Consider the following 24,441-nt stretch of genomic DNA (forward strand, 5'->3'; position numbering starts at 1 on the left):
GGATCTCGTCCGGTGGTTCAGCTGGACGTCGTCGTGAAGAATCGCCGCGGGTCGAGCGCGCTGATCGGCGTCCACCGCGCCACCGGCGCCGACTCGTCGCAATCCTGCGGCGTGGCGGCGAAATAGCCCTGGATCGCCAAGGCGAGCCGCGGGTTCTCGTCGACCTGCCGCGCCATCTCGTAGTAGACGGCGAGGATGTGGACGCACCGCGGCGAGCGCGCCGTGCACGAGCAGTCGGTGCCGGCGAGCCGCGGCGCGAGCGAGACGCCCGCCGCGCCGAGCGCGCGGTGGGCGTCGTCGGTCAGCACGGCCGGGTCCGGCACGATCCCGGCGATCGCGGTGATCTTCTGTCGGGGTAGGGGCGCCACCTCCACGTGCGTCAGCGAGGCCTGGCCGCCGCGGTGGATGGTGGCGCGCACCACCTGTCCCTCGACGACGGCCTGCACGCCGTGGTTGCGGGCGATGCTGCGCGCACGAGGCAGCAGCGGGTCCGGCCGGGTCTGGCGCAGCGGCTCGGCCAGGCGCACCCAGTCCATGCCCCACGCGGTGTAACCGAATTCGTTGTCCGCCATCAGCTCTCCCTCTTGCGGCGCAGGACTTCGATCAGCTGGTCGTCGTCCAGCGCGGCCAGTGCCGCGATGCCCGCCGCGTCACCGAGGTCGCGCAGCGCCGCCTTGCGGTGGTGCATGGCCGCGATGTGCTCCTCCACGGTGGTGGTCGAGGTGAGCGTGGTGACGGTGACCGTGCGGGTCTGGCCGATCCGGTGGACCCGGTCGGAAGCCTGCGCCTCCACCGCGGGATTCCACCAGCGATCGAAGTGGACGACATCCGCGGCGCGGGTCAGCGTCAGCCCGGTGCCCGCCGCGCGCAGGCTGAGCACCAGCACCGGTGGTCCGTCCTGGGATTGGAACCGGGTGACGATCGCGGCGCGCTCGGTGTGGGTGAGCCCGCCGTGGAAGAACGGCGCGGACACCCCGAACTGTTCGGCGAAATGCCGGACCAGAAGCTCACCGGTCCGGCGGTACTGGGTGAAAACCAGGGTGGGACTCGCTGTTTCGAGGTTGGTGGCGACGATGTCGGTGCACAGGTCCAGTTTTCCGGAGCGGCCGGCCAACTCGTCGAGCTCGCCGGTGATCAGCCCGGGATGGTTGCACACCTGCCGCAGCGCGGTCAGCGCGGCCAGCACGCGGCCGTGGCGTTCGATGCCCGCGCCGAAGCCGTCGTCGATGGCACGGTCGAGCAACTGGTCGTAGAGCCGCTCCTGCTCGGCGGTGAGGTCGCAGAGCAGGTCGCTGTGGATCTTCGCGGGCAGTGCGGCGGCGACCTGTCTCTTCGTGCGGGCCAGCACGACCGGTTCGATGGCGTCGCGCAACCGCGCCGCGGCGGCCGCCGAACCCTCGTGGATCGGCCGCACGAAGCGCCGCCGGAACTGCGTCCGGTGCCCGAACAGCTGGGGCGCCACCAGGTGCAGCAGCGCCCACAGCTCATCGAGATGGTTCTCCACCGGCGTTCCGGTCAGGGCGACGGTCGCGGCCGCGTCGATCGCGCGCGCGGCCTTCGCGACCTGGGTGCGGGGGTTCTTCAGTGCCTGCGCCTCGTCGAAGACGGCCGTCGCCCAGCTCCGCCGCGCCACCCGCTGTCCGTGCAGCCGCAGGGTCGGGTAGCCCGTGACGACGACGGTCGCGGCGTCGGCGTGCACGTCGCCGCCCCGCCAGACAACCACCCGCAGGCCCGGAGCGAATCGGCCGATCTCGTGGGCCCAGTTGCCGACCAGTGAGGTCGGGCACACCACCAGCTGTGCTCCGGCCTCGGCGCGGTCGAGCAGGAAGCCGATGGTCTGTACGGTCTTGCCGAGCCCCATCTCGTCGGCGAGCACCGCGCCGCCGTGCGCGGCCACGGTTTCGCGCAGCCAGCCGATCCCACGTGCTTGGTAGGGCCGCAGCCGCGCGGTCAGCGTCGCATGCAACCCGGCGGTGACGGCCTCGGTGTCGCGCAGGACGTCCAGCGCGCGTCGCGCCGAGACGATCGCCGTGCCGGACGCGTCCGGCACGGCGTGGGCGGCGATGGGCAGGTCGACGGCGTCCGCCTCGGGCGGCTGCGCGGCGGGTTCGGCGAGGACGGCGCGCACGAGCCGTTGCCAGGCCACGATCGACTCGCCCGGGTGCTCGACCGTCGAGTCGGCGAAAGTGCGCGGGTCCACCAGGGTGGCGTCGACATCGGCGACTTCGAGCGCCCCGTCCATCGCGGCCGGGACGGCCAGCGCGAGGGTCTCGCGGTCACCCTGGCCATGCGGGGCGGGACCGGTGCCGTGGCCGTTCCAGCTCCAGAGTGCGAACATGTGCCGGTCCGGTAGATAAGTGGCGTGTGTGCTGGGCAGAACGGACCCCTAAATCAACGTCTGGCGTACGGAGTAGCCTGAACAACGTACACCGTACTGGATTTGTTCCGAGGAGCCAGTGAGCGACGAACTCAGCACCGACCAGGCCCGACGGCTGATGAGCCTGCTGTGGCGGCACGAACGTCCCCCGCGTCCCGGGGGACGCGGTCCGAAGCAGACGGTCAGCGTCGACGCGGTGGTCGCCGCCGCGGTGGCGCTGGCCGATCGGGACGGCTACGAGAAGGTGTCCATCCGGGCCGTCGCCGCCGAGCTGGGGTTGCGGCCGATGAGTCTCTACACGTACGTGCCGAGCAAGGACGCGCTGGCGGTCCTCATGGTCGACGCGGTGGCGGACGAGGACGCGCCCATTCCGGGCGATCTGCCGCCGCGCGAACGCCTCGCCGCCGTGGCTCGCCAGGTCCGAAACGAACTTCTCGCCCATCCCTGGCTGCTCGAGGTGTCGCCCTGGCGGCTCGTGCTCGGCCCGGGGCGGATGCGGCGCTACGAGCGGCAGCTCGCCGCGATCGACGGGCTCGGCTTGCCGGACGTGGAGATGGACCGGGTGATCGCCGTGCTGTCGGAGTTCGCCACCGGTAATGCGCGGATGGCGATCGCCGCGGCTCGCGAGACCGGCCGGACCAGCGACGCGCGCTGGTGGGAGGTGCACGGTCCGCTGCTGGCCGAGGTCATCGCGCCGAGCCGGTTCCCGCTGTCCTCGCGCGTGGGGGCCGCGGTCGGTGAGCTGTACCAGGCGCCCGCCGACCCGGACGGTGCGTTCGAATACGGCCTGGCCAGGCTGCTGGACGGGATCTCGGGCACGGCGTCCGGAGATTGACCGCCCCCTGGACACGCCGACAGCGGGCGACCTGTGGGTCGCCCGCTGCCGGTGGAAACGGTGTTCTGTTGTCCGATGCTGTTGTGTCAGGACGCGAGGAGCGGATCAGAGCGCGGGAGCGGACTCCGTGTCGATAACGGCGTCCAGCTCACGCAGGCGATCCATGTGTTCGTTCGCGTGGTGCTGGCAGAAGAGCAACTCTCCACCCGCGGGCAGTACGGCACGCACTCGGGCAGCCGCCCCGCAGCGGTCGCAACGATCGACCGCGGTCAGTGGGGTGCTTGTCAGGGTTCCTGGCATGACTCCTCCGTCCTGGCTCCCGGTCCCGACGACCGTTCACCTGGTGTGGGGCCCGTGGTCACTCACCACGAGCTCGCTACCGCTACTTCCCAGCAGGGGTATGACTACTCTGTCAGACGTTCGGGACGGGGGACTTTGTTCCCGCGCGTGAATCAGTGTGTTTTCGATAACACGACCTGGGATTTCGCTACGGGCGAACGCCACAGGTCATGCCGTCGATGTGTACTGCGTCACACCCTCGATCGACCGATCCAGTTGTCTACTGGGAGATTACCCGTGACCTATGACACTCACACGCTTGTTCACCTATGCACTTTGGGTGAATGGCTTTCCGCTCGGCAAACGGGGGAGTACCGTGCCCCCTCGCTCGCCGAGACGGGGTTCATCCATCTCTCGTCGCCGCGGCAGGTCCACCTGCCCGCGAACCGCTTGTTCGTGGGACGGCGTGATCTGGTGTTGTTGCGCATAGATCCGCGCCGGGTAGGGTCGCCGATCGAGTGGGAGCCGGGCGTTGCGACCGATCCGGAATCGATGCTCTTCCCGCACCTGTACGGCCCACTGCCGGTGGGCGCGGTCACAGGAGTCGAGCAGTACCTGCCCGGCGCGGACGGGATATTCGCCCCCCTCGCGGCGTGACTACCGGTCGCGGATCTCGCGCGCCAGGATGGCGGCTTGAACCCGCGACCGCACACCGAGTTTCGTGAGCACCCGGGAGACATGCGTCTTGACGGTCGTCTCGCCGATGAACAGCAGGCCCGCGATCTCCGCGTTGGACAGTCCGTCGCCGAGACAGTCGAGCACTTCTCGTTCCCGTTCGGTGAGTTCGCCGAGCCCGGGCGGAGCCGGTTGCGCGGCAGCCTGATTCGTCGCGGCGAACGCCGTGATCACCGCCCGCGTGACTTCCGGAGCGAGCACGCCGTCGCCCGCCGCGACCGTGCGCACCGCCTCGACCAGCGATTGTCCCGACGCGGATTTCAGGACGAACCCCGAGGCGCCCGCGCGCAGCGCGCGAAAAACGTACTCGTCCAAGTCGAATGTGGTCAGGATCAGCACCTTGGCCAGGCCGCCCGCGGTGATCCGCTCGGTGGCGGTGAGCCCGTCCACACCGGGCATCCGGATGTCCATCAGCACCACTTGCGGCCGCAGCGCTCTGGCCTGCGCCACCGCGACGTCGCCGTCGGCCGCCTCGCCCACCACCTCGATATCGTCCTCGACGTCCAGGATCATCCGCAGGCCCGCGCGGATCGCCGCGTGGTCGTCGGCGATCACCACTCGAATCGTCATGCGGCACCTGCGGAGCCGAGCGGCAGGCTGGCCAGGACTTCCCAGCAGCCGGAATCCGGTCCGGCGCGCAGATTTCCGCCGAGCGCGGCGGCCCGCTCGCGCATGTTCACCAGGCCGCGGCGCCCGGTTTCCGCCCCGGCGCCGGACGGCCGTGCGGGCACGGCCGGGTTGCGAACGGAAATGCTCAGCGTCTCCTCCTCGGCCCGCACGTCGATGCAGACCTCCTGGCCTGGGGCGTGTTTCATGGCGTTGGTCAAAGCCTCCTGGACGATGCGGTAGGCGGCTTGGTCGACCGCGCTGGGCAGCGCGGCGCCGTCCAGTGCCGTGCGCACCCGCACCGGGATCCCGGCCGCGCGCGCGGCATCCACCAGAATCGACAACTGGGCGAGCGTACGCGGCGCGGCGGTCTCCGTCGCCGCGTCGCCGTCGCTGCGCAGCAAGCCGATCATCGTGCGCATCTCGTGCAGCGCGCTGACACTGTCGGCGCGGATGGACCGCATGATCCCGGCCACGGCGGGATCGGCGCCGCCGCGGCCGAGCACCCCGAGCGCCGCCTCGGAGTGCAGGGCGATGGCCGACAGGTGCCCGGCGATCACGTCGTGCAGATCGCGGGCCATGGTGGTGCGCTCGTCGGCGATGGCCGCGCGGCGGTCGAGCTCGGCGACCAGCGTCAGTGCCTGCGCGCGGGTGCGCTCGGCGGCCGCCATCTCCTTGTGCGTGCGAACCGAGTTCGCCCCCCAGATCGGGGTCGCCACGAAGCTGAACACCGCCACCAGGGCCAGCGCGACCGCCCGCAGGTTGCCGGTCGACGCCAGTGTGAGCGCCACGGCGATGCCGGAGAACACCGACCAGGCCATAGCGGTGATCCGCGAGGCCCGTCGCCCGGCGTACAGCACGGCCGAGTAGATCAGGTCGGCGTAGATGATCCAGACCGGCACCGTGGCGCCGAGCCAGATGTCCACCGCCAGCGGAAGCAGGCCGTACAGCATGGCCGTGGTCGGATACCGGCGACGGAAGAACGTCGCCGCGCACAACGCGACCAGCACACCGAAGCGCGCCCACAGCGGCAGGTGCACGCCCCGATCGGTCATCGTGGACAGGCCGGTGAGGTACAGCGCGGCGCCGCCGGTGAACGCGAGGACCGCACCCAGCGCATCCCGCGTCCGCTCCGGCAATTCCGACCACCGCCGCACGCCTCCATCACAACACAGCGCCCGCGACGCGCCATCCGCCGAAGTGATGACCGATCCGTCGATCTCCGCCCGTATCCGGCTAATCTGGAGGGCGTGAACGTCGACGTCACCGCACTACCCGGAATCGGTGTCCGCAAGGATTTCGAAGTACGTTCCGGTCGCCGCATCGGCGTGGTCGCCCACCGCGACGGTGATATCGACCTGATCGTCTCCAAGCTCGACGATCCGGACGCCTGCGCCGCGCAGATCCCGCTGACCACCGACGAAGCGGCGGTCCTGGCGAACCTGCTCGGCGCGCCGCAACTGGTCGCGAAGCTCAACGACGACCATCGGGACCTGCCCGGGATCACCACCCGCCAGCTTCCGATCGGCGACGACTCTCCGTACGACGGTCGCACCCTCGGCGAGACCGAGATGCGCACCCGCACGAAGGTCTCCATCGTGGCGGTCATGCGGGCCGGCCAGCTGCATCCCTCGCCGGGCCCCGATTTCACCTTCACCGCGGGCGACCTGCTCGTGGTGGTCGGCACTCCGGAGGGCTTGGACGCCGCCGCGAAGATCATGACGCACGGCTGAGCACGTGACGGACACCGCGCTCGCCCTGATCGAGCTCGGAGCGGTTCTTTTCGTTCTCGGCATGCTGGGGCGTGTCGCCGGTCGTGTCGGAATGTCACCGATCCCGCTGTACCTGCTGGGCGGCGTCGCCTTCGGCCAAGGCGGTGTCATCGAGCTCAGGGCCGCCTACGACTTCGGCCACGTCGCCGGTGAGATCGGTGTCGTGCTGCTGCTCCTGCTGCTCGGCCTGGAGTACACCGCGGCGGAGTTGGTGACCGGGCTGCGCCGGTCGTGGCCGGCCGGCCTGGTGGACATCGTGGTCAACGCGTCACCGGGCGCGGTGGTGGCGCTGATGCTGGGCTGGGGCGTCAACGGCGCGATCACGCTGGCGGGCGTCACCTACATCTCCTCCTCCGGCATCGTGGCGAAGGTCCTCGACGACCTCGGCCGCCTGGGTAACCGGGAGACGCCGGTGATCCTGTCCATCCTCGTGTTCGAGGATCTGGCGATGGCGGTCTACCTGCCCATTCTCACCACGGTGCTGGCCGGGCTGAGCTGGGTCAGCGGGTTGCGCGCCTTGGCGCTGGCACTGATCACCATCACGCTGGTGCTTGTGGTGGCCCTGCGCTACGGGCGCTATGTGTCGTCGGTGGTGGACAGCGCCGACCGCGAGGTCTTCCTGCTCACGCTGCTCGGCGCTGCGCTGCTGGTGGCCGGTGTCTCCTCGGCGCTGAGCGTGTCCGCGGCGGTGGGCGCGTTCCTGCTCGGCATCGCCATCTCCGGCTCGACCGCGCACGCGGCGGCGAAGCTGCTCGAACCGCTGCGGGATCTGTTCGCGGCCATCTTCTTCGTGGCGTTCGGGCTGAGCACCGAGCCGCGAGCGATCCCGCCGGTGCTCGGCTGGGCGATCGCGCTGGCGGCGGTCACCCTCGTGACGAAGATGGCGACCGGATGGTGGGCGGCCGCGCGCGAGGGCATCCGTCCGATGGGGCGGGCCAGGGCGGGCGCGGCCCTGGTCGCCCGTGGCGAATTCTCCATCGTCATCGCGGGACTGGCGGTCAGCGCGGGTGCGATGGACGGGCAGCTCACCGCTCTCGCGTCGACCTACGTACTGCTGATGGCGGTGCTCGGTCCGATCGCGGCGCGTGTGGTGGAGCCGATGGTCGCGTTGCTGCAGCACCGCGGCCGTCCCGAGCCCGTGGTCTCCTGATCAGTTCCGCGCGGAGCCGGACTTGCGCGCGGCGGTCCGTTCCAGCCGGCGCCAGAACAGGCTCGCGGTCGCCCCGGCCGCCAGCCCGATCACGGCCGCGCACAGATGGCCGTAGTCGGTGAACGTCGGTTCGATCCACAGCGCCATGCCGAGCGCCACGATGATCGATCCGGCCCACATCAGGCGCACCGCGCCACGGAATCGGAACGCCAGGGCCGCCAGCACAGCCGAAAAGCCGTAGCTGGTACCCACGTCCGCGGCGACGGCCACCCGCAGTGGTATGAGGCCACGGTCGATGGCGTGTGAGACGGCGGTGACGGTCAGCAGGGTCGCGCCGATGTGCCCGGTCGCGAACAGCAGAATCCAGCGCGCGGTACCCAGCCAGCGCTCCGCGTAGGCCATCACGACCAGGAATCCGGCGATGGTCGTCCAGGGGAACCCGCCCTCGGTCCAGAACGCGGAGGCGACCAGCACCTGCACCGGGTTGTGCCGCATGTTGTAGAGGTTGGTCGACGCCGAGAAGATCAGTCTGCGCTCGACCGCGTCGCCGACGCCGCGCAGCGTCCACCAAGTGACGAACAGCGTGAACGCGTACGCGGTGCTCGCGGGCGCGGCGCCCAGATGCGCCCGGATCGCGGGCAGGATCCGCCGCGGCGAGCCGGGGCGGCGCAGCCGGGACCAGATCTCGCGCAATTCGGCGGTCTGCGTCCACGGCGACCGCGGCAGGCTCGGCATCGAAGTGGGGGCAACCACCCCCCGCAGTCTGCCCGGTTCGAACTCACACCCGCCGAAAGGGGGCCTGTGCGCTCCGTCACGGGACCGGCGCCGCGGCAGCGGCCTTCGGGGGCCTGCCGACAGTCTGATCGACTCTCAGCGTTAGCAGCGCACTCGAGGCGCGGGAACGAATCTCCCGAGGAGGTGGGCTACGCGGCGTGAGCTGACGCCGGAATGCGCGACGCCCGCATCCGCCGGCCGCCGGAAATATCGAGCGGCACGACGAATACGGGCGTCGAGGCGATGCGACCTAGTCGAGGTAGTCGCGCAAGACCTGGGAGCGGCTGGGGTGGCGCAGCTTGCTCATGGTCTTGGACTCGATCTGGCGGATGCGTTCCCGGGTGACCCCGTAGACCTGGCCGATCTCATCGAGGGTGCGGGGCTGGCCGTCGGTGAGACCGAAGCGCAGCCGGACCACGCCCGCCTCGCGCTCCGACAGCGTCTCCAGCACCGACTGCAACTGATCCTGCAGCAGGGTGAAGCTCACCGCGTCCACCGCGACCACGGCCTCGGAGTCCTCGATGAAGTCGCCGAGCTGGCTGTCGCCCTCGTCGCCGATGGTCTGGTCCAGCGAGATGGGCTCACGCGCGTACTGCTGGATCTCCAGCACCTTCTCCGGCGTGATGTCCATTTCCTTGGCCAGCTCCTCCGGCGTCGGCTCACGGCCGAGGTCCTGGAGCAGCTCGCGCTGGATGCGGCCGAGCTTGTTGATGACCTCCACCATGTGCACGGGGATGCGGATGGTGCGGGCCTGGTCGGCCATGGCGCGGGTGATGGCCTGCCGGATCCACCAGGTGGCGTACGTGGAGAACTTGTAGCCCTTGGTGTAGTCGAACTTCTCCACCGCGCGGATAAGACCCAGGTTGCCCTCCTGGATCAGGTCGAGGAAGGCCATTCCGCGGCCGGTGTAGCGCTTGGCGAGCGAGACGACCAGACGCAGGTTGGCCTCGAGCAGATGGTTCTTGGCCCGGTTGCCGTCGCGGACGATCCAGTTGTAGTCGCGGCGCATCGCGACCGGCAGCTTCTCGCCCTGCTCGGCGAACTCGCGCACCTTCTCCGCCGCGTAGAGGCCTGCCTCGATCCGCTTGGCGAGCTCGACCTCCTCCTCGGCGTTGAGCAGCGCGACCTTGCCGATCTGCTTGAGGTAGGCGCGGACCGAGTCGGCCGAGGCGGTGAGCTCGGCGTCCTTGCGGGCCTGGCGCAGCGCCTCGGACTCCTCTTCGTCCCAGACGAAATCGCCGGAGGCCTTGTCCGCCGCCGTGGGTTCGTCGGCCGCGGCCCCGGCTTCCTCGGTCTCGGGTTCTTCGGCGACGTCGACCAGTTCGTCGCCCTCGGTGAGGTCTTCTTCGGAGACTTCCAGATCGCCGAGATCGTCGAGGTCCAGCGACTCGTCCTCGATCGCCTCGTCGGCGCCGGGCTCACCGTCCGGTCCCGCCTTCTTGGTGCCGGCCTTCTTCGCAGGAGCCTTGGCCGCCTTCGCGGCCTTCTTGGCAGGCGCCTTCTTGGCGGCGGCCTTCTTCGCCGGAGCCTTCTTCGCGGCAGCCTTTCGGACCGGCCGTGCTTCGGTTACATCTGCGGAGTCGGCATCGGCCGATTCGGCGGTCTGACGGGTATTCGTGGCTACCACGTACGCCCTTTCGTGACGGTCTCGTGCGGCGTCACGCCAGAGTGGTTTCCGGCGGAGCGATCTGTCGGGTTTCACCGGCGGAGGGCCGGTCGGGGTTTCTCCGGCTCAGCCGGGCACGTTCCATTGTAACGATCTAACCAGGGTACCTACGGCACGATGCCGGGAACGGCATCCTCGCGGTATGCGCGCGCCTCACGGCGCGATGCCCCCGGCGATCGCCATGGCCGCGCCGACGATGCCCGCGGTGTTCCTCAGGCGTGCCGGGATGACGGGGGTTTGGTTGGTGAGCAGAGGGATCCACTGCTCGGCGTCCCGGCTGATGCCCCCGCCCGCGACGAAGACGACCGGGAAGAACAAGTTTTCCAGCGTGGTCAGCACGAGGCTGACCTGCGCTGCCCACTGCTCGTAGCTCAGCCCGTTGCGTTCCTTGATCGAGGCCGCCGCGCGGTGCTCGCTCTCCATTCCCTGGATCTCGAGGTGGCCGAGTTCGGTGTTGGGCACCAGCGTGCCGTGATAGAGCAACGCGGAGCCGATGCCGGTGCCGAAGGTCAGCAACATGACCAGGCCCGTGAAATTCCGCGCCGCGCCATAGCGGTCCTCGGCCATGCCCGCGGCGTCCGCGTCGTTGAGCACGGTGACCGGACGGCCGCCGAGCGCGGCGGAGAACAGCGCCCGCGCGTCGGTGCCGATCCAGGATTTGTCGATGTTGGCCGCGGTGCGCGCCACGCCGCCGATCACCACGGCGGGCAGCGTGAGGCCGACCGGACCGCTCCACCCGGCCTGGGCGACCAATTCGGCCACCGCCTCCGCCACGGCGAACGGTGTCGCGGGGTGCGGCGTCGCGATCTTGATCCGCTCGTGGACCAATTCGCCGGTGGCCAGATCGACCACGGCGCCCTTGACGCCGCTGCCGCCGATATCGATGCCGAATGCGTGCCCCCGAGCGGACATGACTAACCCCTCGTTCCCTGTGCTGGCCGGTGTGATGACAGCGCTGCACGGGGCCCACGACGCCCCGGCGGGCGCTGCGAGTGGGATGCCCGACGACGGCGCTGTGTCGTGCACGACAAGAGTAATCGGACTGCGAGGCTGGGCGTTCGGCGAGGATATGTGATGCGATGGAAGGCGTGCCGGAAACCTCATCGTCAGTGTCCGACTACACCTCCGACTCGTTCGTCTCGATCGTCGCGCGTGGCGACGAAGCCGACCTGCGCCGCGTCGCGGTCGACATCGCCGAGACGGCCGCCGCGCACGTCCGCGCCCGCCGCCCCGAGGTGTTCGGGCCCGGGGGCGCGCACGCCGAAGGCGCCGTGCAGTCCAAGGGCCACGCGACCGACCCGGTGACCATCGTGGACACCGAGACCGAAGAACTGATCCGAAGACTGCTCGCCGAACAGCGCCCCGGCGACCCGATCCTCGGCGAGGAGGGCGGCGGCAGCATCGATGACGCGAGCGCGGACACCGTGCACTGGGTGGTGGACCCGATCGACGGCACGGTCAACTTCCTCTACGGCATTCCCGGCTACGCCGTGTCGGTGGCGGCGCTGCGCGGCGGGCGACCGGTCGCGGGCGCCGTGGTGGACGTCGCGCGGGCGGCCACCTACAGCGCCGGGCTCGGGCTCGGTGCGCTGCGTGTGGACGCCGACGGCGTGGTGGAGCACCTCAGCTGCACGCCGGTCGAAACGGTCGCCATGTCGTTGGTCGCCACCGGATTCGCCTACGGCAGCCACCGCAGGAGCAGGCAGGCGGAACTGGCCGCGCAGGTGCTGCCGCACGTGCGCGACATCCGCCGCTTCGGCGCGGCGGCGCTGGATCTGTGCCACGTCGCGGCGGGCCGGGTGGACGCCTACTACGAGCACGGTTTGAACGCCTGGGACTGGGGCGCGGGCGCGCTGATCGCCGCGGAGGCCGGCGCGCGGCTGACGCTTCCGCCCGCCACGGCGCCGGGCGCCGACGGCGACCTGGTGGTGGCCGCCGCGCCCGGCATCGCCGACGAACTCGGGGAACTGCTGGCCCGGGTCGGCGCTACCGAGCCGATCCCGGACCGCTGATCAGCAGCGGGCTTGCCGCGCGGCGTCGAGCAATTTGATATCGATCGAGGTGGAGTTGCCCGGCGCCGGGTTCTTCAGCGACCGCAGCACCTCCTCGGCGTCGTTGCTGGGCCGGATGTCCCGGAACAACGAGCCGAGCACCAGATCGACCGTCTCGTCGCCGCGCTGATCCTCGATCAGCTCGGCGCACGGCGCGACCAGCTGCACGGCCGCGGCGGCCGGACGGCCGTGCACGCCGAAGCGGATCTGCCCGGTGCACTCCAGGTCGCCGTTGACGTATACCGAATCGTTGCCGTATTGCGTGCCGGGCGCGCTCGCGAAACCGAGGTCGCCGAGCTGGGCGGCGACGTGCGCGGCCTGACCACGCTGGTTGTTCGCGTTCAGCACGCGCACCCTGCTCGCGGCCAGCGGCGCGGGTTCCACGTCCTGCAACCGGCCCGAGCCGACTCGCTGGCCGAGCGGAGGCGGTTGCGGCGCACCGGGATCCGAGGCCGGGCTCGGCGAGTTGCAGGCCATCGCGGTGTAGTCGGTGTCGTGCGTCGTGAGGGCTTTGATCCAGACGATCCCGCAGATCAGAGCGAGAACGCCGAGCATGACGAGCCAGGGCTGGGGGCGGCGACGCAGGAACGGACGACCTTGCGGATCCGTCGAGGTACCTTCGGTGATCAGTGAAACCACCAGCACACTCTACGAAAATGTGGCGGGGTGGCGGCGCAAGGTCTCGGTGCGTTCCCCAGACGGTGTCGATTGCCCCTCATTTTCGACTCGGCTGTGTTTTGATTGCGACTTTTCCTCCGGGGTCCGCTATTGTCTGGCGGCCCAGATCGAATCGCCGGTGCGGAAATCAGTGGTCGGTCGCGGGAACAAGAAGGGCATGTCCTGCGTTTACCCAGCGCTATCGGGAGTGGATCGGCACGATCCGCCCTGATAGGCGACCGGTGTACGTGTGACGTGCACCACCGGCGGGGCGGTACCGGTCGCGGCGGTTCCGGCAGGAATCGGGTGTGAGCGGACCGGTCCGGGATATACGGAGTTAGGACGAGGGGAAGACGACATGGCAACCGACTATGACGCACCGAGGCGCACCGAATCCGACGATGTGTCGGAGGATTCGCTGGAGGAGCTGAAGGCTCGTCGTAACGAGGCACAGTCCGCCGTCGTGGATATCGACGAATCCGATACCGCGGAGTCGTTCGAGCTTCCCGGCGCCGACCTGTCCGAGGAAGTGCTGACGGTTCGGGTGATCCCGAAGCAGGCCGACGAGTTCACCTGTTCCAGCTGTTTCCTGGTACATCACCGGAGCAGGCTGGCCAGCGAGAAGGGCGGCCAGATGATCTGCATGGATTGCGCCGCCTGATCTCGACGAGATCGAGCACAGTGTCAGCCCGCGCTCGGAATACCGAGCGCGGCAAGGACCCGTTCGGGCCGCCGCGTACTGACCAGCCAGTACGGCGTCGGATCGTCGGGGTCGTCGAGCACGAGCAAGACCATCGGCCCGACCCAGGGGCGATGCTGGACATAGGCGGCGGGGTCGAGCTGGCGGCCCAGCGCCGCGCTTTTCGCGCTGGGGGCGACAGCGGCCGCGCGGGCCACGAAATTCACCGGCAGATGTGCGCGATCGGCGCGCAGCTCCGGTGTGCCGTTCGCGTCCGGCGCCACTTCGACGCGGTGGCGGCTCAGCCACAGCAACACCCAGACCGGCACCGGGAACAACAGCGCATAGGGCAGCCACGCGCGTAACCCGGGTGCGCCCATGTGGATCTCCGCCGCGAGCAACCCGGTGATGGCGAAGGCCACCGGCCACCACCACAGCGGCACCCACAGGCGCTCCCGGTACAGGTGCGCTGGCCGCTTTTTCGAGTCCGTGGTCATGGGATTGGGCTGGTCCGACACGAGTCAACACTAAGTCACGAGGGCAAACAGCCTACGCGTAGGCTCGTCCAACGTGAGCGCACTTTCACCCATATCCTTGCTGCGGCTGGACCCCGGCATCCCCGTGCCCACGCGCGCCCATGCGGGCGACGCGGGCGTGGACCTGTGCACCACGCAAGACGTCATCCTGGAGCCGGGGGAGCGGGCGGTGGTCGGCACCGGTGTCGCCGTGGCGTTGCCGGTCGGCACGGTCGGCCTGATCCATCCGCGCTCGGGTCTGGCGGCCAAGACCGGACTATCGGTGGTGAACACGCCGGGCACCGTCGACGCGGGATACCGGGGCGAGATCAAGGTGTGCCTGATCAACCACGACCCGCGCACGCCGATCGAGCTGCGTCGCGGTGACCGGATCGCGCAACTGCTGGTGCAGCGAGTGGAACTGGTGGATTTCGTGGAGGTCGACTCGCTCGACGAGACCACCCGGGGGGCGGGGGGCTACGGCTCCAGCGGCGGCCACGCGAGCCTGACCGAGCAGACGAACGGGGCGGGCCGGACGACCGGCAAGGAGGCATGACGGGAATGTTCGGAAAGAGAAACAAGTCCAGCCGGGCCGTGGACGACCGGTACGACTACGCCGACTACGAGCCCGCGTACGAGGCGGAGTACGACGACGAGTTCTACGACGACGCGCCCACCGACGAGCGCTCGTACGAGGGCGTCGACTTGACCGTCGACCGGCCGCAGGGCAAGCCGGGCCCGTACGACTACGACGAGGTCGCCGAACTGCTCGAGACGGTGTCCGAGCAGCGGCTCGACCTCGGATCGGTGCTGTTGCCGGTCCCGCCCGGCGGCCAGCTGCAGGTCGAGATGACCCCGGAGGGCCAGCCGCAGGCGGTGCACCTGGCCACCGAGCACGGCCGGATCACCGTGGCGGCCTACGCCGCGCCCAAGACTTCGGGCCAATGGCGTCTGGTCGCCGCGGACCTCGCCGACTCGCTGCGCAAGGACGGCGCCAGGGTCTCGATCGAGAACGGGCCGTGGGGCCGGGAGTTGCTGGCGCTGACCGAGGGCGCGGATCTGCGTTTCATCGGCGTGGACGGCTATCGCTGGATGGTGCGTCTGGTCGCCGCGGGCCCCTCGGGCGCGGCGAACGACGGTAGCCCGCTGGTCAAGGCGGCGCGCGCCATCCTGAGCGAGACGGTGGTACGGCGGGGCGAGGATCCGCTGCCGGTGCGGGAGCCGCTGCCCGTGGTGCTGCCGCAGCAGTTGTCCGAGCAGCTGGCCGCGGCGCATCAGCAGCAGGTGGAGGCTCAGCAGCAGGCGATGGCCGCGCAGGCCGCGGCGCAGACCGGTGCGCAGCCGGTGGTGCCGCGGATGCCGCAGGGACCGCGGCGCGGTGCGGATGGATCGGCCATGCAGCAGCTCGGCCTGAACTGAGCGATCGAACTCACCGGAAGGCGCCGAGCCCCGCGCGTCCCAGGATCGCGGGGTCGGCGCCGAGTTCGTCCAGGGTGACCCGATGCAGCTGTGAGCGCGGGGCCAGCGCTGCCCACTCTTCGGCCACCGCCACCGGATGGACCGGGTCATCGACCGCGGTCACGACCACGATCGGCAGTTCGAAGGTGGCCAGGCGCTCGGCGTCCGGCCACTTGTAGTCGGCGGCTTCCTCCAGCGCCCGCGGCAGGTCCGGCCACTGCGCGCGCCACGACTGGGTCAGCGCGTCCGCCAGCCACCGCGGGCTGCTCGCCCGCATCCGGTCGGTCACCGCCGCCAGGCCGTCGGCGCGCAGCTGCGCCGCGGTCGCCGCCGCGCTGAGCGCCGCCGGGCAGGAGGCGGTGTCGGATCCGGTCCACGCGGGCAGCGCCGCCACGACCCCCACGACGTCGTCCGGGTGCTCGGCCGCCCACTCCAGCGCGATCGCGGCGCCGAGCGAGATGCCCGCCGCCAGCACCGGGCCCGCCTGCGCCGCAGCCGCCAGCGCGGCCCGGCAGCTCGCGACCACGCGCCGCGGATCCGGTTCCACGGCGACGAAATCCAGGCCGCGCGCGGCGCTCGCGGGCCCGAAGGCGCGCCTGGCGAAATCGGCGTCGGATCCGGTGCCGGGCAGCGCCACGACGCGTGCGGGATGTGGGGAGTCGAACATCGGTCCGAGCGTAGCGGGGGTGGCCCGGCCCATCTACAGTGGCGGTGTACGGCCTCAGCAGGTCGTGCGGATCGGATCCCCCACGATGGTGTGCGACCCACGCCATCTGCTCTATGCAGGAGAGCGTGCACAATGTCATCCGCTGCCTCAGGATATTTCCGACGTCTGGGCCGCAAACTGACCGAAGACATCGATCAGCTCGACGCCGAAGAGCTGGCCGAGACATCCGAGGCCTCAGGAGCGTGTCGCGCGTCGGAGTGCCGGCGCGGTGAAGAGGCCACGATGCTCGGTAGGCTTCGGAGTGTCGAGGCGTGTCCCAAGTCGGCCGGTGCCAGCGTCCAGGCCGAGTTCTTCGACGGCACGGACGCGATTACGCTGGTCTGGATCGGGCGCAGGCGCATTCCCGGCATCGAGCCGGGGCGGCGCATCCTGGTCCGTGGCCGGGTGGGCGACCGTGACGGCCGCAAAGTGATCTTCAACCCCTACTACGAATTGCGCGGGAACAGCTGACGTATGCCATTGAGCGACGACAACGCAGGATCGGACGACCGCACCGGGCTGGACCGGCCCGACCGTGACGAGGACCGTGCCGAGCAGACCCTCCTCGAACAACTCGGCGGCTTCAGCGGCCTGATCTACTCGACTCTCCCCGTTGTCGTGTTCGTTCCCGTGAACAGCGTCGCCGGTCTGACCGTCGCGATCTGGTCGGCCCTCGGGGTGGCCGCCGCCATCCTGATCTGGCGTCTGGTGCGGCGCGATCCCATCCAGCCCGCCATCTCGGGCTTCTTCGGCGTGGGCATCTGCGCCTTCATCGCCTACCGGATGGGCGAGGCGAAGGGGTTCTTCCTCTTCGGCATCTACACCAGCCTCGTGTACGCCGCGGTGTTCCTCGGGTCCATCCTGGTGCGTCGGCCGTTGGTCGGCGTCATCTGGGGCGTGCTGAACGGCCATGGCTCGGACTGGCGATCCGATCCGCGCGCGGTGCGCCTCTACGATCTGGCCACCACCACGTGGATCGTGGTGTTCGGCGCCCGCTACCTGGTGCAGTCGCAGCTCTATGACACCGACCGGACCGGCTGGCTCGCGTTCGCCCGCATCGCGATGGGCTGGCCGCTGACCGCGGTGGCGCTGGGCGTCACCGTCTGGGCGGTGCGGCGGGCCGGTCACCTGCCCACCAAGTCGATGGCCGCGACCGGGCCGGCCTGAGCCGTTAACCCTCCGCCGTCGCCCGGCGAAAACCACAGGGGTGGGAGAAGTCCCACCGCCGAGGTGGGTGCTTCCCCACCCTGGGGTGCCTGGTTACCGCCCCGAGTTCATCAGACGATCTATGCGTACCGAAAACACGCACTGATCGGCAAGAAAGGACTCGGACGTGGCTACCGAGCACAAGACCGCGGCACTGCCCAAGACCCACAACCCCGCTCTCTCGGAGAGCCGGCGGATATCGGCCGAACTGGACAAGCTGATCGGTCCGGCGGCCGCGGGCGACCGCCGGGCGGTCACCGAGATCATCCGGATCGTGCACCCGCTGGTGCGGCGCTACTGCGGTGCGCGCCTGGGCAACACGGCCCATCTGCAGGTCACCGCCGACGACGTGGTGCAGGAAATCCTGCTGGCCACCGTCAACGCCATCCCGCGCTACCGCGACCAGGGCAAGTCGTTCCTGGCCTTCGTCTACGGCATCGCGGCCAACAAGGTCGCCGACGCGTTCCGCCGCTCGCAGCAGCACCCCGCCTACCCGATGGCCGACGTCCCGGACTACGCGTCCTCCGCCCCCGGGCCGGAGGAGTGGGCACTGGCCTCCGAACGGCGGGCCGCCACAAAGGAACTCATGAAGGTGCTGGCGCCGGCGCACCGTGAGGTGCTGGTGATGCGCATCGTGCTGGGCTGGTCGGCGGCACAGACCGCGGAAGCCATCGGCACCAGCCCGGGCGTGGTCCGCGTGATGCAGCATCGCGCGCTGAACAAGCTGCGCGCGGAGCTGAAACTGGCCGCGTAGTCCTCGGGTGGTGCCACGCCGAGGACGCGCGTCCGGCCGTGTACGGGGAGTTACGGTCTGATGCCGTGATTGGCGAGTTCCACCCGCAGGTCTTCCTCGGCCTCCACCGAGGTCACGAACAGCAGCTCGTCGTCGCCTTCCAGCGCATCGTCCGGCTGCGGGACGATCACCCGCCCGCCGCGCAGGATGGTCACCAAGGCGGCGTCGCGCGGCAGCGTCAGGGTGCGCACCGGCTTGCCCGCCAGCGCGGTGTCCGCGGGCAGCGTCATCTCCACCAGGTTCGCCTGGCCCTGACGCAGCGTCATCAGGCGCACCAGATCTCCGACGGAAACCGCCTCCTCGACCAGGGAGGCGAGCAGCCGGGGTGTGGACACCGCGACGTCCACGCCCCAGGAGCCGTCGAAGAGCCATTCGTTGCGCGGGTCGTTCACCCGCGCCACCACCCGGCGCACCCCGAACTCGGTCTTGGCCAGCAGGCTGTGCACCAGGTTCGCCTTGTCGTCACCGGTGGCCGCGATGACCACCTCGTAGGTCTCCAGCCCGGCCTGCTCCAGCAGCGCCAGTTCGCACGCGTCCGCGTGCACCCAGACCGCGTCCGGGATCGCGGCGGACTCGATGTGCTCGAGCTGACGCTCCAGCAGCATGACCCGGTGCCCGCCGCGCAGGAGTTCCCTGGCGATCGATCGGCCGACGGCGCCTGCTCCGGCGATGGCCACTTTCATGTTCAGTCCTCGCTCGCTGGGGGCTTCGCGGCCAGGGCGACGGTCTCGCCCACGGTGCCGGACGCGGCGGCCACATAGACGATGTCGTCGGCCTGGATGATGGTCTTGCGGTCGGGGAGCAGCGCCTGGCCGAACCGGATGATGAACGCCACCTTGGCCGCGACGGTTTGCTCCAAGTCGCGCACGGTGCGGCCATACCACTCTTCGTGCAACGTCAGCTGCGTCACAGCAACTGTTCCGGTCGGGTCGCGCCATGTGGTGGTGCCGGTGTCGCCGATGAGCGCGCGCAGGAAGCGGTCGGTGGTCCACGGAACCGTCGCGATGGTCGGGATGCCCAGCCGCTCGTAGACGGCCGCGCGCTTGGCGTCGTAGATGCGGGCGACTACCCGCTCCACTCCGAACATCTCCCGGGCGACCCGTGCGGAGATGATGTTCGAGTTGTCGCCGGAGGAGACCGCCGCGAACGCGTCCGCCCGCTCGATTCCCGCCTTTATCAGCACATCTCGATCGAATCCGACGCCTGTCACGCGCTCACCCGGGAAATCCGATCCCAGGCGGAGGAAGGAACTGGAGTCCCGATCGATGACGGTGACTTCGTGACCCACGCGGACCAGGGCGTGGGCCAGCGACGAGCCGACGCGCCCGCACCCCATGATCACTACGTACACCGTGCAACCTCGTTCCTGGAACCATGGTGTTCGGTCTGCTCTGCTGTTCGGTCGAACGCTACCCGTCGAATGATTCCACCGGCCACGTTCCCCCTCCAGCAGGCGAGCAAACCTGCGAGCCACGCGCGCGATCCACCGTGCGGGGGCCTATGCTCGCTCCAGTGTCCAAGTTGACGACGGCAGCGAAGCGAGTGCTGCTGGGCAGGCCTTTCCGTAGCGACTCGCTGGGCCATACGCTGCTGCCGAAGCGAATCGCGCTCCCGGTGTTCGCCTCCGATGCCATGTCGTCGGTCGCCTACGCCCCCGAAGAGATCTTCCTCGTGCTGTCGGCGGCCGGGGTCGGGGCGTATCTCTACGCGCCGTGGGTCGGATTGGCCGTCGCCTTCGTGATGGCCGTGGTGGTGGCCAGCTACCGGCAGAACGTGCACGCGTACCCGTCCGGTGGCGGCGACTACGAGGTCGCCACCACCAACCTCGGACCGAACGCGGGCCTCACCGTCGGCAGCGCGCTGCTGGTCGACTACGTGCTCACCGTCGCGGTGTCGATCTCGTCGGCCGCGTCCAACATCGGCTCGGCCATCCCGTTCGTCGCCACCCACAAAGTGTTGTTCGCGGTCGTGGCGATCGCGGTGCTCACCGCGATCAACCTGCGCGGCGTGCGGGAATCGGGCACCATGTTCGCCATTCCGACCTACGCGTTCATCTTCGGCATGTTCCTGATGCTCGGCTGGGGTCTGTTCCGGATCTTCGGGCTCGGCGAGGAACTGCGCGCCGAATCGGCCGGCTTCGGGTTGAACGCCGAGCACGAGCACCTCTACGGTCTGGCGTTCGCCTTCCTCATCGCGCGCGCGTTCTCCTCCGGCTGCGCAGCGCTGACCGGTGTGGAGGCGATCAGCAACGGTGTGCCCGCCTTCCGCAAACCCAAGTCGCGCAACGCCGCCACCACCTTGCTGATGCTGGGGACGATCGCGATCGTGCTGCTGATGGGCATCATCGTCCTCGCCCAGAAGATCGGCGTCGTGTACGCGCACAACATCGACGACCTGACCGGCGCGCCGCCGGACTATCAGCAGAAGACGCTGATCGCCCAGCTCGCCGAATCCGTGTTCTCCGGGTTCCCGCTCGGGTTCTTCTTCATCACGGCGGTGACCGCGCTGATCCTCGTGCTCGCCGCGAACACCGCCTTCAACGGGTTCCCCGTGCTCGGCTCGATCCTGGCGCAGGACCGCTACCTGCCGCGCCAGCTGCACACCAGAGGCGATCGGCTCGCGTTCAGCAACGGCATCCTGTTCCTTTCCGGCGCGGCCATCGCGTTCGTGGTGCTGTTCGGCGCCGAGGTGACCAAGCTGATCCAGCTCTACATCGTCGGTGTGTTCGTCTCGTTCGTGCTCAGCCAGACCGGCATGCTGCGGCACTGGACCCGTCTGTTGCGCACCGAGACCGACCCGGCGCAGCGCGCGCGGATGAAGCGGTCGCGGGTGATCAACGCGGTCGGTCTCACCGCGACCGGGGCGGTGCTGGTGATCGTGCTGATCACCAAGTTCTTCGCGGGCGCCTACATCGCCATCTTCACCATGGTCGCGATCTTCGTGGTCATGAAACTGATTCGCCGGCACTACGATTCGGTCGCGCGGGAGCTGGACGAGCACGAGTGGGACGGCGTGCTGCCCAGTCGTTCGCACTCCATCGTGCTGGTTTCCCGGCTGCACCTGCCGACCCGCCGCGCGCTGGCGTACGCGCGGGCCAGCCGCCCCGACACGCTGGAGGCGGTGACGGTGAACGTCGACGAGGCCGACACCAGGGCTCTGGTGCGGGAATGGGAGAACAGCGACATCACGGTGCCGCTCAAGGTGATCGAATCGCCCTACCGCGAGATCACCAAGCCGGTGCTCGATTACGTGAAGCGGGTGCGCAAGGACGCTCCGCGCGACGTGGTGACCGTGTTCATCCCCGAGTACGTGGTGGGCCACTGGTGGGAGCAGGTGCTGCACAACCAGAGCGCGCTGCGGTTGAAGGGCAGGCTGCTCTTCGAGCCCGGCGTGATGGTGACCAGCGTGCCGTGGCAGCTGAGCTCGTCCACGCGGGCGAAGACGCCCGGCGTGGTGAACGCTCCCGGCGCGGTGCGACGCGGGTACGGGGACCGGACATGACGCCGACGGAGCATCCGGGATGAGCGATTGGCGGACAAACACCTTCGAGGTGCGGCTCGGCCCGCCGGGGCACGGCGGCTTCTGCGTCGCACGGCACGAGGGACGGGTGGTGTTCGTCCGGCACGGGCTACCCGGCGAACTGGTGCGGGTGCGGGTCACCGAGGATCGCGGCGGCTCGTTCTGCCGGGCCGACGCGGTCGAGGTGCTCGAGGCGTCGCCGGACCGGGTGCCTGCCACCTGCCCGGTGTCCGGTCCCGGTGGCGCCGGGTGCTGTGATTTCTCGTTCGCCACGCCGGTGGCCCAGCGCGCGTTGAAGGCCACGGTGGTGGCCGAGCAGTTGCGGCGGCTGGCCGGCATCGAGCGGGAAGTGCTGGTGGAGCCGATCGTGCCGGGGGATGCGATCGGCGGGTGGCGCACTCGGGTGCGGCTCGCGGTCGACGCGCGCGGACGGGCCGGCGTGCACCGTTATCGCAGCACCGACGTGATCGCGGATCTCCGGTGCCCGCAACCGGTGGCGGGGGCGCTGGAGGGAGTCGCGGACCGGCAGTGGACGCCCGGGGCCGACCTGGTGATCGCCGTGGACGGCGACGGGATCCGGCACATCGTCGAGCTGGCGCCCGCCGTGGAGGCCGAGCCGGGCAGCCGCGGCGCGGACCGGCGCGGGCCCGGGGGGAGTGGGCGGCGATCCGATCCGGGTGGCCGGGACCGGCGTGCCGGAAGCGGCCGGCGCGAACGGCCGCACAGCCGTGATCACCGCGGCGCACGGCACGGCGGCGGCGATCGGCGCGGTGGGGAATGGACCGCGGGGGAGTTCGCCCGGCGTGACGAAAGGCGCGACGCCTCGGCACGCCGTGCCGCGGCGCACGCGGCGCGCGACGAGTGGGTGTTCGAGGGCACCGGGCGCGCGGCCGAGTACGTGGCGGGCCGCCGGTGGGAGGTCGCGGCGACGGGCTTCTGGCAGGCGCATCGCGGTGCGGCGCAACGCTATTCGGATCTGGTCGCGGAGTGGTCCGGCCTCGGGCCCGGCGGCCGGGCCTGGGACCTCTACAGCGGGGCGGGGGTCTTCGCGGCGCGCCTCGCCGAGCAGGCCGGGCGCACCGGTGCGGTGCTCGCGGTGGAATCCGCCCGGTCCGCGGTGGCCGACGGCGCCGCCGCGCTGCGCGATCTGCCGTGGGTCCAGCTGCGTACCCAGCGGGTGGAGCGCTGGGTGCTCGAGCACATCGGCGCGGCCGCCCCGGACGTCGTCGTGCTCGACCCGCCACGCGCGGGCGCGGGCAAGGAGGTGGTCGGTGCGGTCACCGCGGGCGGGCCGACCCGGATCATCCACGTGGGCTGCGATCCCGCCGCGTTCGCCCGCGACCTCGGCCTGTATCAGGCCGGGGGCTACCGGCTCGCCGATCTGCGCGCCTTCGACGCGTTCCCGGCGACGCACCACGTCGAATGCCTCGCTCTGCTGGAGCGATGAGCGATCAGTCCTCGTAGACCGGCGGCCGGTGGTCACGGCGAGCGCGGATCGCTTCGTCGAAATTGCCGGTGGTGAGGCGGACATAGAGCTGGGCCATGCCCTCGTGCTGCATGTGCGATTCGAATCCGCCCGCCTCGATGCCGCTCCACAGCATGCGCTTGGTGAGCTCGGTGCCCACCCGGCTGAAGCCGATGATGCGTTCGGCCAGGTCGTAGCAGGTGTCCAGCAGCTCGGCCGTCGCGACCGTGCGGGAGACCAGGCCGATGCGTTCGGCTTCGGCCGCGTCCACGTCGCGACCGGACAGCATGATCTCGAATGCCCTGGACGCGCCGACGGCCCGCGGTAGCAGATAGCTGATGCCGAGTTCGGCCGAGGTGAGCCCGTTGTTGATGCCCGCCGCGCGGAAATACGCGTCCGCGGCGGCGATCCGGATATCGGTGCCGACGGCCAGGCAGAACCCGCCGCCGATGGCCGCGCCGTTGACCGCGGCGATCACCGGCTGGTGCATCCGCCGCAGCGTGATCATCACGTCGTTGAGCAGATCCATCGAGCGTCGCGCGACGCTGGTGACGGTCAGCCCGTCGACGTTCGGCACTTGCCCAGCGCTGGTCAGGTCGGCGCCGGAGCAGAAGCCGGGGCCCGCGCCGGTGAGCACGACGACGCGGATGTCGTTGTCGGCGCGCACCTGCTCGAGCGCCTCGCGCAGCGGAATCATCACATCGAACGCCATCGCGTTCATCCGTTCGGGCCGGTTGAGCGTCACCAGGGCGACATGCGGCCGCGGTGTGTCGATGAGCACGAACGACATACGACCTCCGATCGGTTGCGACCTCAATATAGGCAGCCCGGCCCGCCGCGTCGGCGAATTCGCGTGGACGTCCAATTAGAGTCACTGGCATGACCGTGTACGTAATTGCGCAGCTGAAGTTCACCGATCGCAGCGCCTACGATCGCTATCAGGCACAATTCCTGGACATCTTTCTCCGGTACTCCGGCACGCTGCTGGCCGCCGACGAATCCCCGCAGACCATCGAGGGCGTCACCGACCGCGAGAAGGTGGTGCTGATGTCCTTCCCCGACGAGCCGTCCTTCCGGGCCTGGTCCGAATCGCCGGAGTATCAGGAGATCTCGAAGGATCGTCATGCCGGAGCGGACACGGTCAGCCTGCTGGTGCGCGGACTCGGCCACGGGTCGTGAGGCGTCCGGCATGATGGAA

The 24,441-nt window shown here is 69.9% G+C and carries 28 protein-coding genes; 14 read left to right on the top strand and 14 right to left on the bottom strand.

The window, feature by feature from the left end; genetic code table 11:
• Window positions 1-17: 17 nt before the first annotated feature.
• The gene (locus tag LTT66_RS24665; RefSeq protein WP_233060848.1) at window positions 18-572 is read right to left on the bottom strand and encodes an SWIM zinc finger family protein; all 555 of its coding nucleotides are present in this window, start codon (window positions 570-572) and stop codon (window positions 18-20) included.
• Window positions 572-2,338 carry a DEAD/DEAH box helicase gene (locus LTT66_RS24670; protein WP_233060849.1) on the bottom strand — a complete coding sequence of 589 codons (1,767 nt, stop codon included), beginning with the start codon at window positions 2,336-2,338 and terminating at the stop codon, window positions 572-574. Before LTT66_RS24670 ends, LTT66_RS24665 begins: the two co-directional genes overlap by 1 nt.
• 157 nt (window positions 2,339-2,495) lie before the next feature.
• Between LTT66_RS24670 and LTT66_RS24675 the strand changes: the two genes are divergently transcribed.
• On the top strand, window positions 2,496-3,212 hold the full coding sequence (locus LTT66_RS24675; RefSeq protein ID WP_195065038.1) for a TetR/AcrR family transcriptional regulator: 717 nt from the start codon (window positions 2,496-2,498) through the stop codon (window positions 3,210-3,212).
• Between the two features lie 105 nt (window positions 3,213-3,317).
• On the opposite strand, the gene LTT66_RS24680 is transcribed toward LTT66_RS24675, so the two are convergent.
• Window positions 3,318-3,512, bottom strand: a complete 195-nt coding sequence (locus LTT66_RS24680) for a DUF7455 domain-containing protein (protein ID WP_036538000.1) — start codon at window positions 3,510-3,512, stop codon at window positions 3,318-3,320.
• A gap of 276 nt (window positions 3,513-3,788) precedes the next feature.
• Between LTT66_RS24680 and LTT66_RS24685 the strand changes: the two genes are divergently transcribed.
• Entirely contained in the window at window positions 3,789-4,148 is a 360-nt protein-coding gene (locus tag LTT66_RS24685; protein ID WP_233060850.1) for a DUF952 domain-containing protein, read from the top strand.
• Here LTT66_RS24685 and LTT66_RS24690 read toward each other — a convergent pair whose 3' ends face one another.
• The gene (locus LTT66_RS24690; RefSeq protein ID WP_233060851.1) at window positions 4,149-4,796 is read right to left on the bottom strand and encodes a response regulator transcription factor; all 648 of its coding nucleotides are present in this window, start codon (window positions 4,794-4,796) and stop codon (window positions 4,149-4,151) included.
• A complete protein-coding gene (locus LTT66_RS24695) occupies window positions 4,793-5,989 on the bottom strand; it encodes a sensor histidine kinase (protein WP_233060852.1) in 1,197 nt (398 codons plus the stop codon). The genes LTT66_RS24690 and LTT66_RS24695 overlap by 4 nt, the downstream gene beginning before the upstream one ends.
• 93 nt (window positions 5,990-6,082) lie before the next feature.
• Here LTT66_RS24695 and LTT66_RS24700 point away from each other — a divergent pair, with 93 nt between their 5' ends.
• Both LTT66_RS24700 and LTT66_RS24705 read left to right on the top strand, forming a co-directional pair.
• Window positions 6,083-6,565 carry a cation:proton antiporter regulatory subunit gene (locus LTT66_RS24700; protein WP_043694470.1) on the top strand — a complete coding sequence of 161 codons (483 nt, stop codon included), beginning with the start codon at window positions 6,083-6,085 and terminating at the stop codon, window positions 6,563-6,565.
• 4 nt (window positions 6,566-6,569) lie between these two features.
• The gene (locus LTT66_RS24705) at window positions 6,570-7,754 is read left to right on the top strand and encodes a cation:proton antiporter (protein WP_195095571.1); all 1,185 of its coding nucleotides are present in this window, start codon (window positions 6,570-6,572) and stop codon (window positions 7,752-7,754) included.
• Here the strand turns inward: LTT66_RS24705 and LTT66_RS24710 are convergent, their stop codons facing one another.
• The 3 genes from LTT66_RS24710 to ppgK form a co-directional block, all read right to left on the bottom strand.
• Window positions 7,755-8,507, bottom strand: coding sequence for a rhomboid-like protein (locus tag LTT66_RS24710; RefSeq protein ID WP_233060853.1), 753 nt, complete (start codon window positions 8,505-8,507; stop codon window positions 7,755-7,757). It lies immediately after the preceding gene.
• Between the two features lie 271 nt (window positions 8,508-8,778).
• Entirely contained in the window at window positions 8,779-10,155 is a 1,377-nt protein-coding gene (locus LTT66_RS24715) for an RNA polymerase sigma factor (protein WP_181722116.1), read from the bottom strand.
• Window positions 10,156-10,347: 192 nt separating this feature from the next.
• The gene (gene ppgK, locus LTT66_RS24720) at window positions 10,348-11,106 is read right to left on the bottom strand and encodes a polyphosphate--glucose phosphotransferase (RefSeq protein WP_181722115.1); all 759 of its coding nucleotides are present in this window, start codon (window positions 11,104-11,106) and stop codon (window positions 10,348-10,350) included.
• 197 nt (window positions 11,107-11,303) lie between these two features.
• Between ppgK and LTT66_RS24725 the strand changes: the two genes are divergently transcribed.
• A complete protein-coding gene (locus LTT66_RS24725) occupies window positions 11,304-12,206 on the top strand; it encodes an inositol monophosphatase family protein (RefSeq protein WP_233060854.1) in 903 nt (300 codons plus the stop codon).
• Here the strand turns inward: LTT66_RS24725 and cei are convergent, their stop codons facing one another.
• Entirely contained in the window at window positions 12,207-12,884 is a 678-nt protein-coding gene (gene cei / locus LTT66_RS24730) for an envelope integrity protein Cei (protein WP_233060855.1), read from the bottom strand. It abuts the gene before it with no gap.
• Between the two features lie 376 nt (window positions 12,885-13,260).
• On the opposite strand from cei, the gene LTT66_RS24735 reads away from it, so the two are divergent.
• The gene (locus LTT66_RS24735) at window positions 13,261-13,563 is read left to right on the top strand and encodes a DUF4193 domain-containing protein (RefSeq protein ID WP_039799153.1); all 303 of its coding nucleotides are present in this window, start codon (window positions 13,261-13,263) and stop codon (window positions 13,561-13,563) included.
• A 23-nt stretch (window positions 13,564-13,586) separates the two neighbouring features.
• On the opposite strand, the gene LTT66_RS24740 is transcribed toward LTT66_RS24735, so the two are convergent.
• Complete coding sequence (locus tag LTT66_RS24740; protein ID WP_233069386.1) at window positions 13,587-14,078, bottom strand: DUF3093 domain-containing protein; 492 nt, start codon at window positions 14,076-14,078, stop codon at window positions 13,587-13,589.
• Between the two features lie 73 nt (window positions 14,079-14,151).
• Between LTT66_RS24740 and dut the strand changes: the two genes are divergently transcribed.
• Window positions 14,152-14,652, top strand: a complete 501-nt coding sequence (dut, locus tag LTT66_RS24745; protein WP_181722112.1) for a dUTP diphosphatase — start codon at window positions 14,152-14,154, stop codon at window positions 14,650-14,652.
• Between the two features lie 5 nt (window positions 14,653-14,657).
• A complete protein-coding gene (locus LTT66_RS24750; protein ID WP_233060856.1) occupies window positions 14,658-15,515 on the top strand; it encodes a DUF3710 domain-containing protein in 858 nt (285 codons plus the stop codon).
• A gap of 10 nt (window positions 15,516-15,525) precedes the next feature.
• Here LTT66_RS24750 and LTT66_RS24755 read toward each other — a convergent pair whose 3' ends face one another.
• Window positions 15,526-16,221 carry an alpha/beta fold hydrolase gene (locus LTT66_RS24755; RefSeq protein ID WP_233060857.1) on the bottom strand — a complete coding sequence of 232 codons (696 nt, stop codon included), beginning with the start codon at window positions 16,219-16,221 and terminating at the stop codon, window positions 15,526-15,528.
• 132 nt (window positions 16,222-16,353) lie between these two features.
• On the opposite strand from LTT66_RS24755, the gene LTT66_RS24760 reads away from it, so the two are divergent.
• From LTT66_RS24760 to LTT66_RS24770, 3 genes are all read left to right on the top strand, one after another.
• Entirely contained in the window at window positions 16,354-16,731 is a 378-nt protein-coding gene (locus LTT66_RS24760; protein ID WP_233060858.1) for an OB-fold nucleic acid binding domain-containing protein, read from the top strand.
• A 3-nt stretch (window positions 16,732-16,734) separates the two neighbouring features.
• Complete coding sequence (locus LTT66_RS24765; RefSeq protein ID WP_233060859.1) at window positions 16,735-17,427, top strand: DUF3159 domain-containing protein; 693 nt, start codon at window positions 16,735-16,737, stop codon at window positions 17,425-17,427.
• Between the two features lie 166 nt (window positions 17,428-17,593).
• Complete coding sequence (locus LTT66_RS24770) at window positions 17,594-18,220, top strand: sigma-70 family RNA polymerase sigma factor (protein WP_233060860.1); 627 nt, start codon at window positions 17,594-17,596, stop codon at window positions 18,218-18,220.
• A gap of 50 nt (window positions 18,221-18,270) precedes the next feature.
• Here the strand turns inward: LTT66_RS24770 and LTT66_RS24775 are convergent, their stop codons facing one another.
• Both LTT66_RS24775 and LTT66_RS24780 read right to left on the bottom strand, forming a co-directional pair.
• Window positions 18,271-18,942, bottom strand: a complete 672-nt coding sequence (locus LTT66_RS24775) for a potassium channel family protein (protein ID WP_043694450.1) — start codon at window positions 18,940-18,942, stop codon at window positions 18,271-18,273.
• 2 nt (window positions 18,943-18,944) lie between these two features.
• Entirely contained in the window at window positions 18,945-19,610 is a 666-nt protein-coding gene (locus LTT66_RS24780) for a potassium channel family protein (protein WP_181722107.1), read from the bottom strand.
• Window positions 19,611-19,771: 161 nt separating this feature from the next.
• Between LTT66_RS24780 and LTT66_RS24785 the strand changes: the two genes are divergently transcribed.
• Complete coding sequence (locus LTT66_RS24785) at window positions 19,772-21,760, top strand: APC family permease (protein ID WP_233060861.1); 1,989 nt, start codon at window positions 19,772-19,774, stop codon at window positions 21,758-21,760.
• A 19-nt stretch (window positions 21,761-21,779) separates the two neighbouring features.
• Window positions 21,780-23,225, top strand: a complete 1,446-nt coding sequence (locus tag LTT66_RS24790; RefSeq protein ID WP_233060862.1) for a class I SAM-dependent RNA methyltransferase — start codon at window positions 21,780-21,782, stop codon at window positions 23,223-23,225.
• A gap of 4 nt (window positions 23,226-23,229) precedes the next feature.
• On the opposite strand, the gene LTT66_RS24795 is transcribed toward LTT66_RS24790, so the two are convergent.
• Window positions 23,230-24,033: an enoyl-CoA hydratase gene (locus LTT66_RS24795; RefSeq protein ID WP_233060863.1), complete on the bottom strand. Its 804-nt coding sequence runs from the start codon at window positions 24,031-24,033 to the stop codon at window positions 23,230-23,232.
• Between the two features lie 89 nt (window positions 24,034-24,122).
• On the opposite strand from LTT66_RS24795, the gene LTT66_RS24800 reads away from it, so the two are divergent.
• Window positions 24,123-24,422 (top strand): DUF1330 domain-containing protein, encoded by a 300-nt coding sequence (locus LTT66_RS24800; RefSeq protein ID WP_233060864.1) that lies wholly within the window; start codon window positions 24,123-24,125, stop codon window positions 24,420-24,422.
• Window positions 24,423-24,441: the final 19 nt, after the last annotated feature.

It is taken from the genome of Nocardia gipuzkoensis, from assembly GCF_021183645.1.
In the GTDB taxonomy this organism is placed as follows: Bacteria; Actinomycetota; Actinomycetes; order Mycobacteriales; family Mycobacteriaceae; genus Nocardia; species Nocardia abscessus.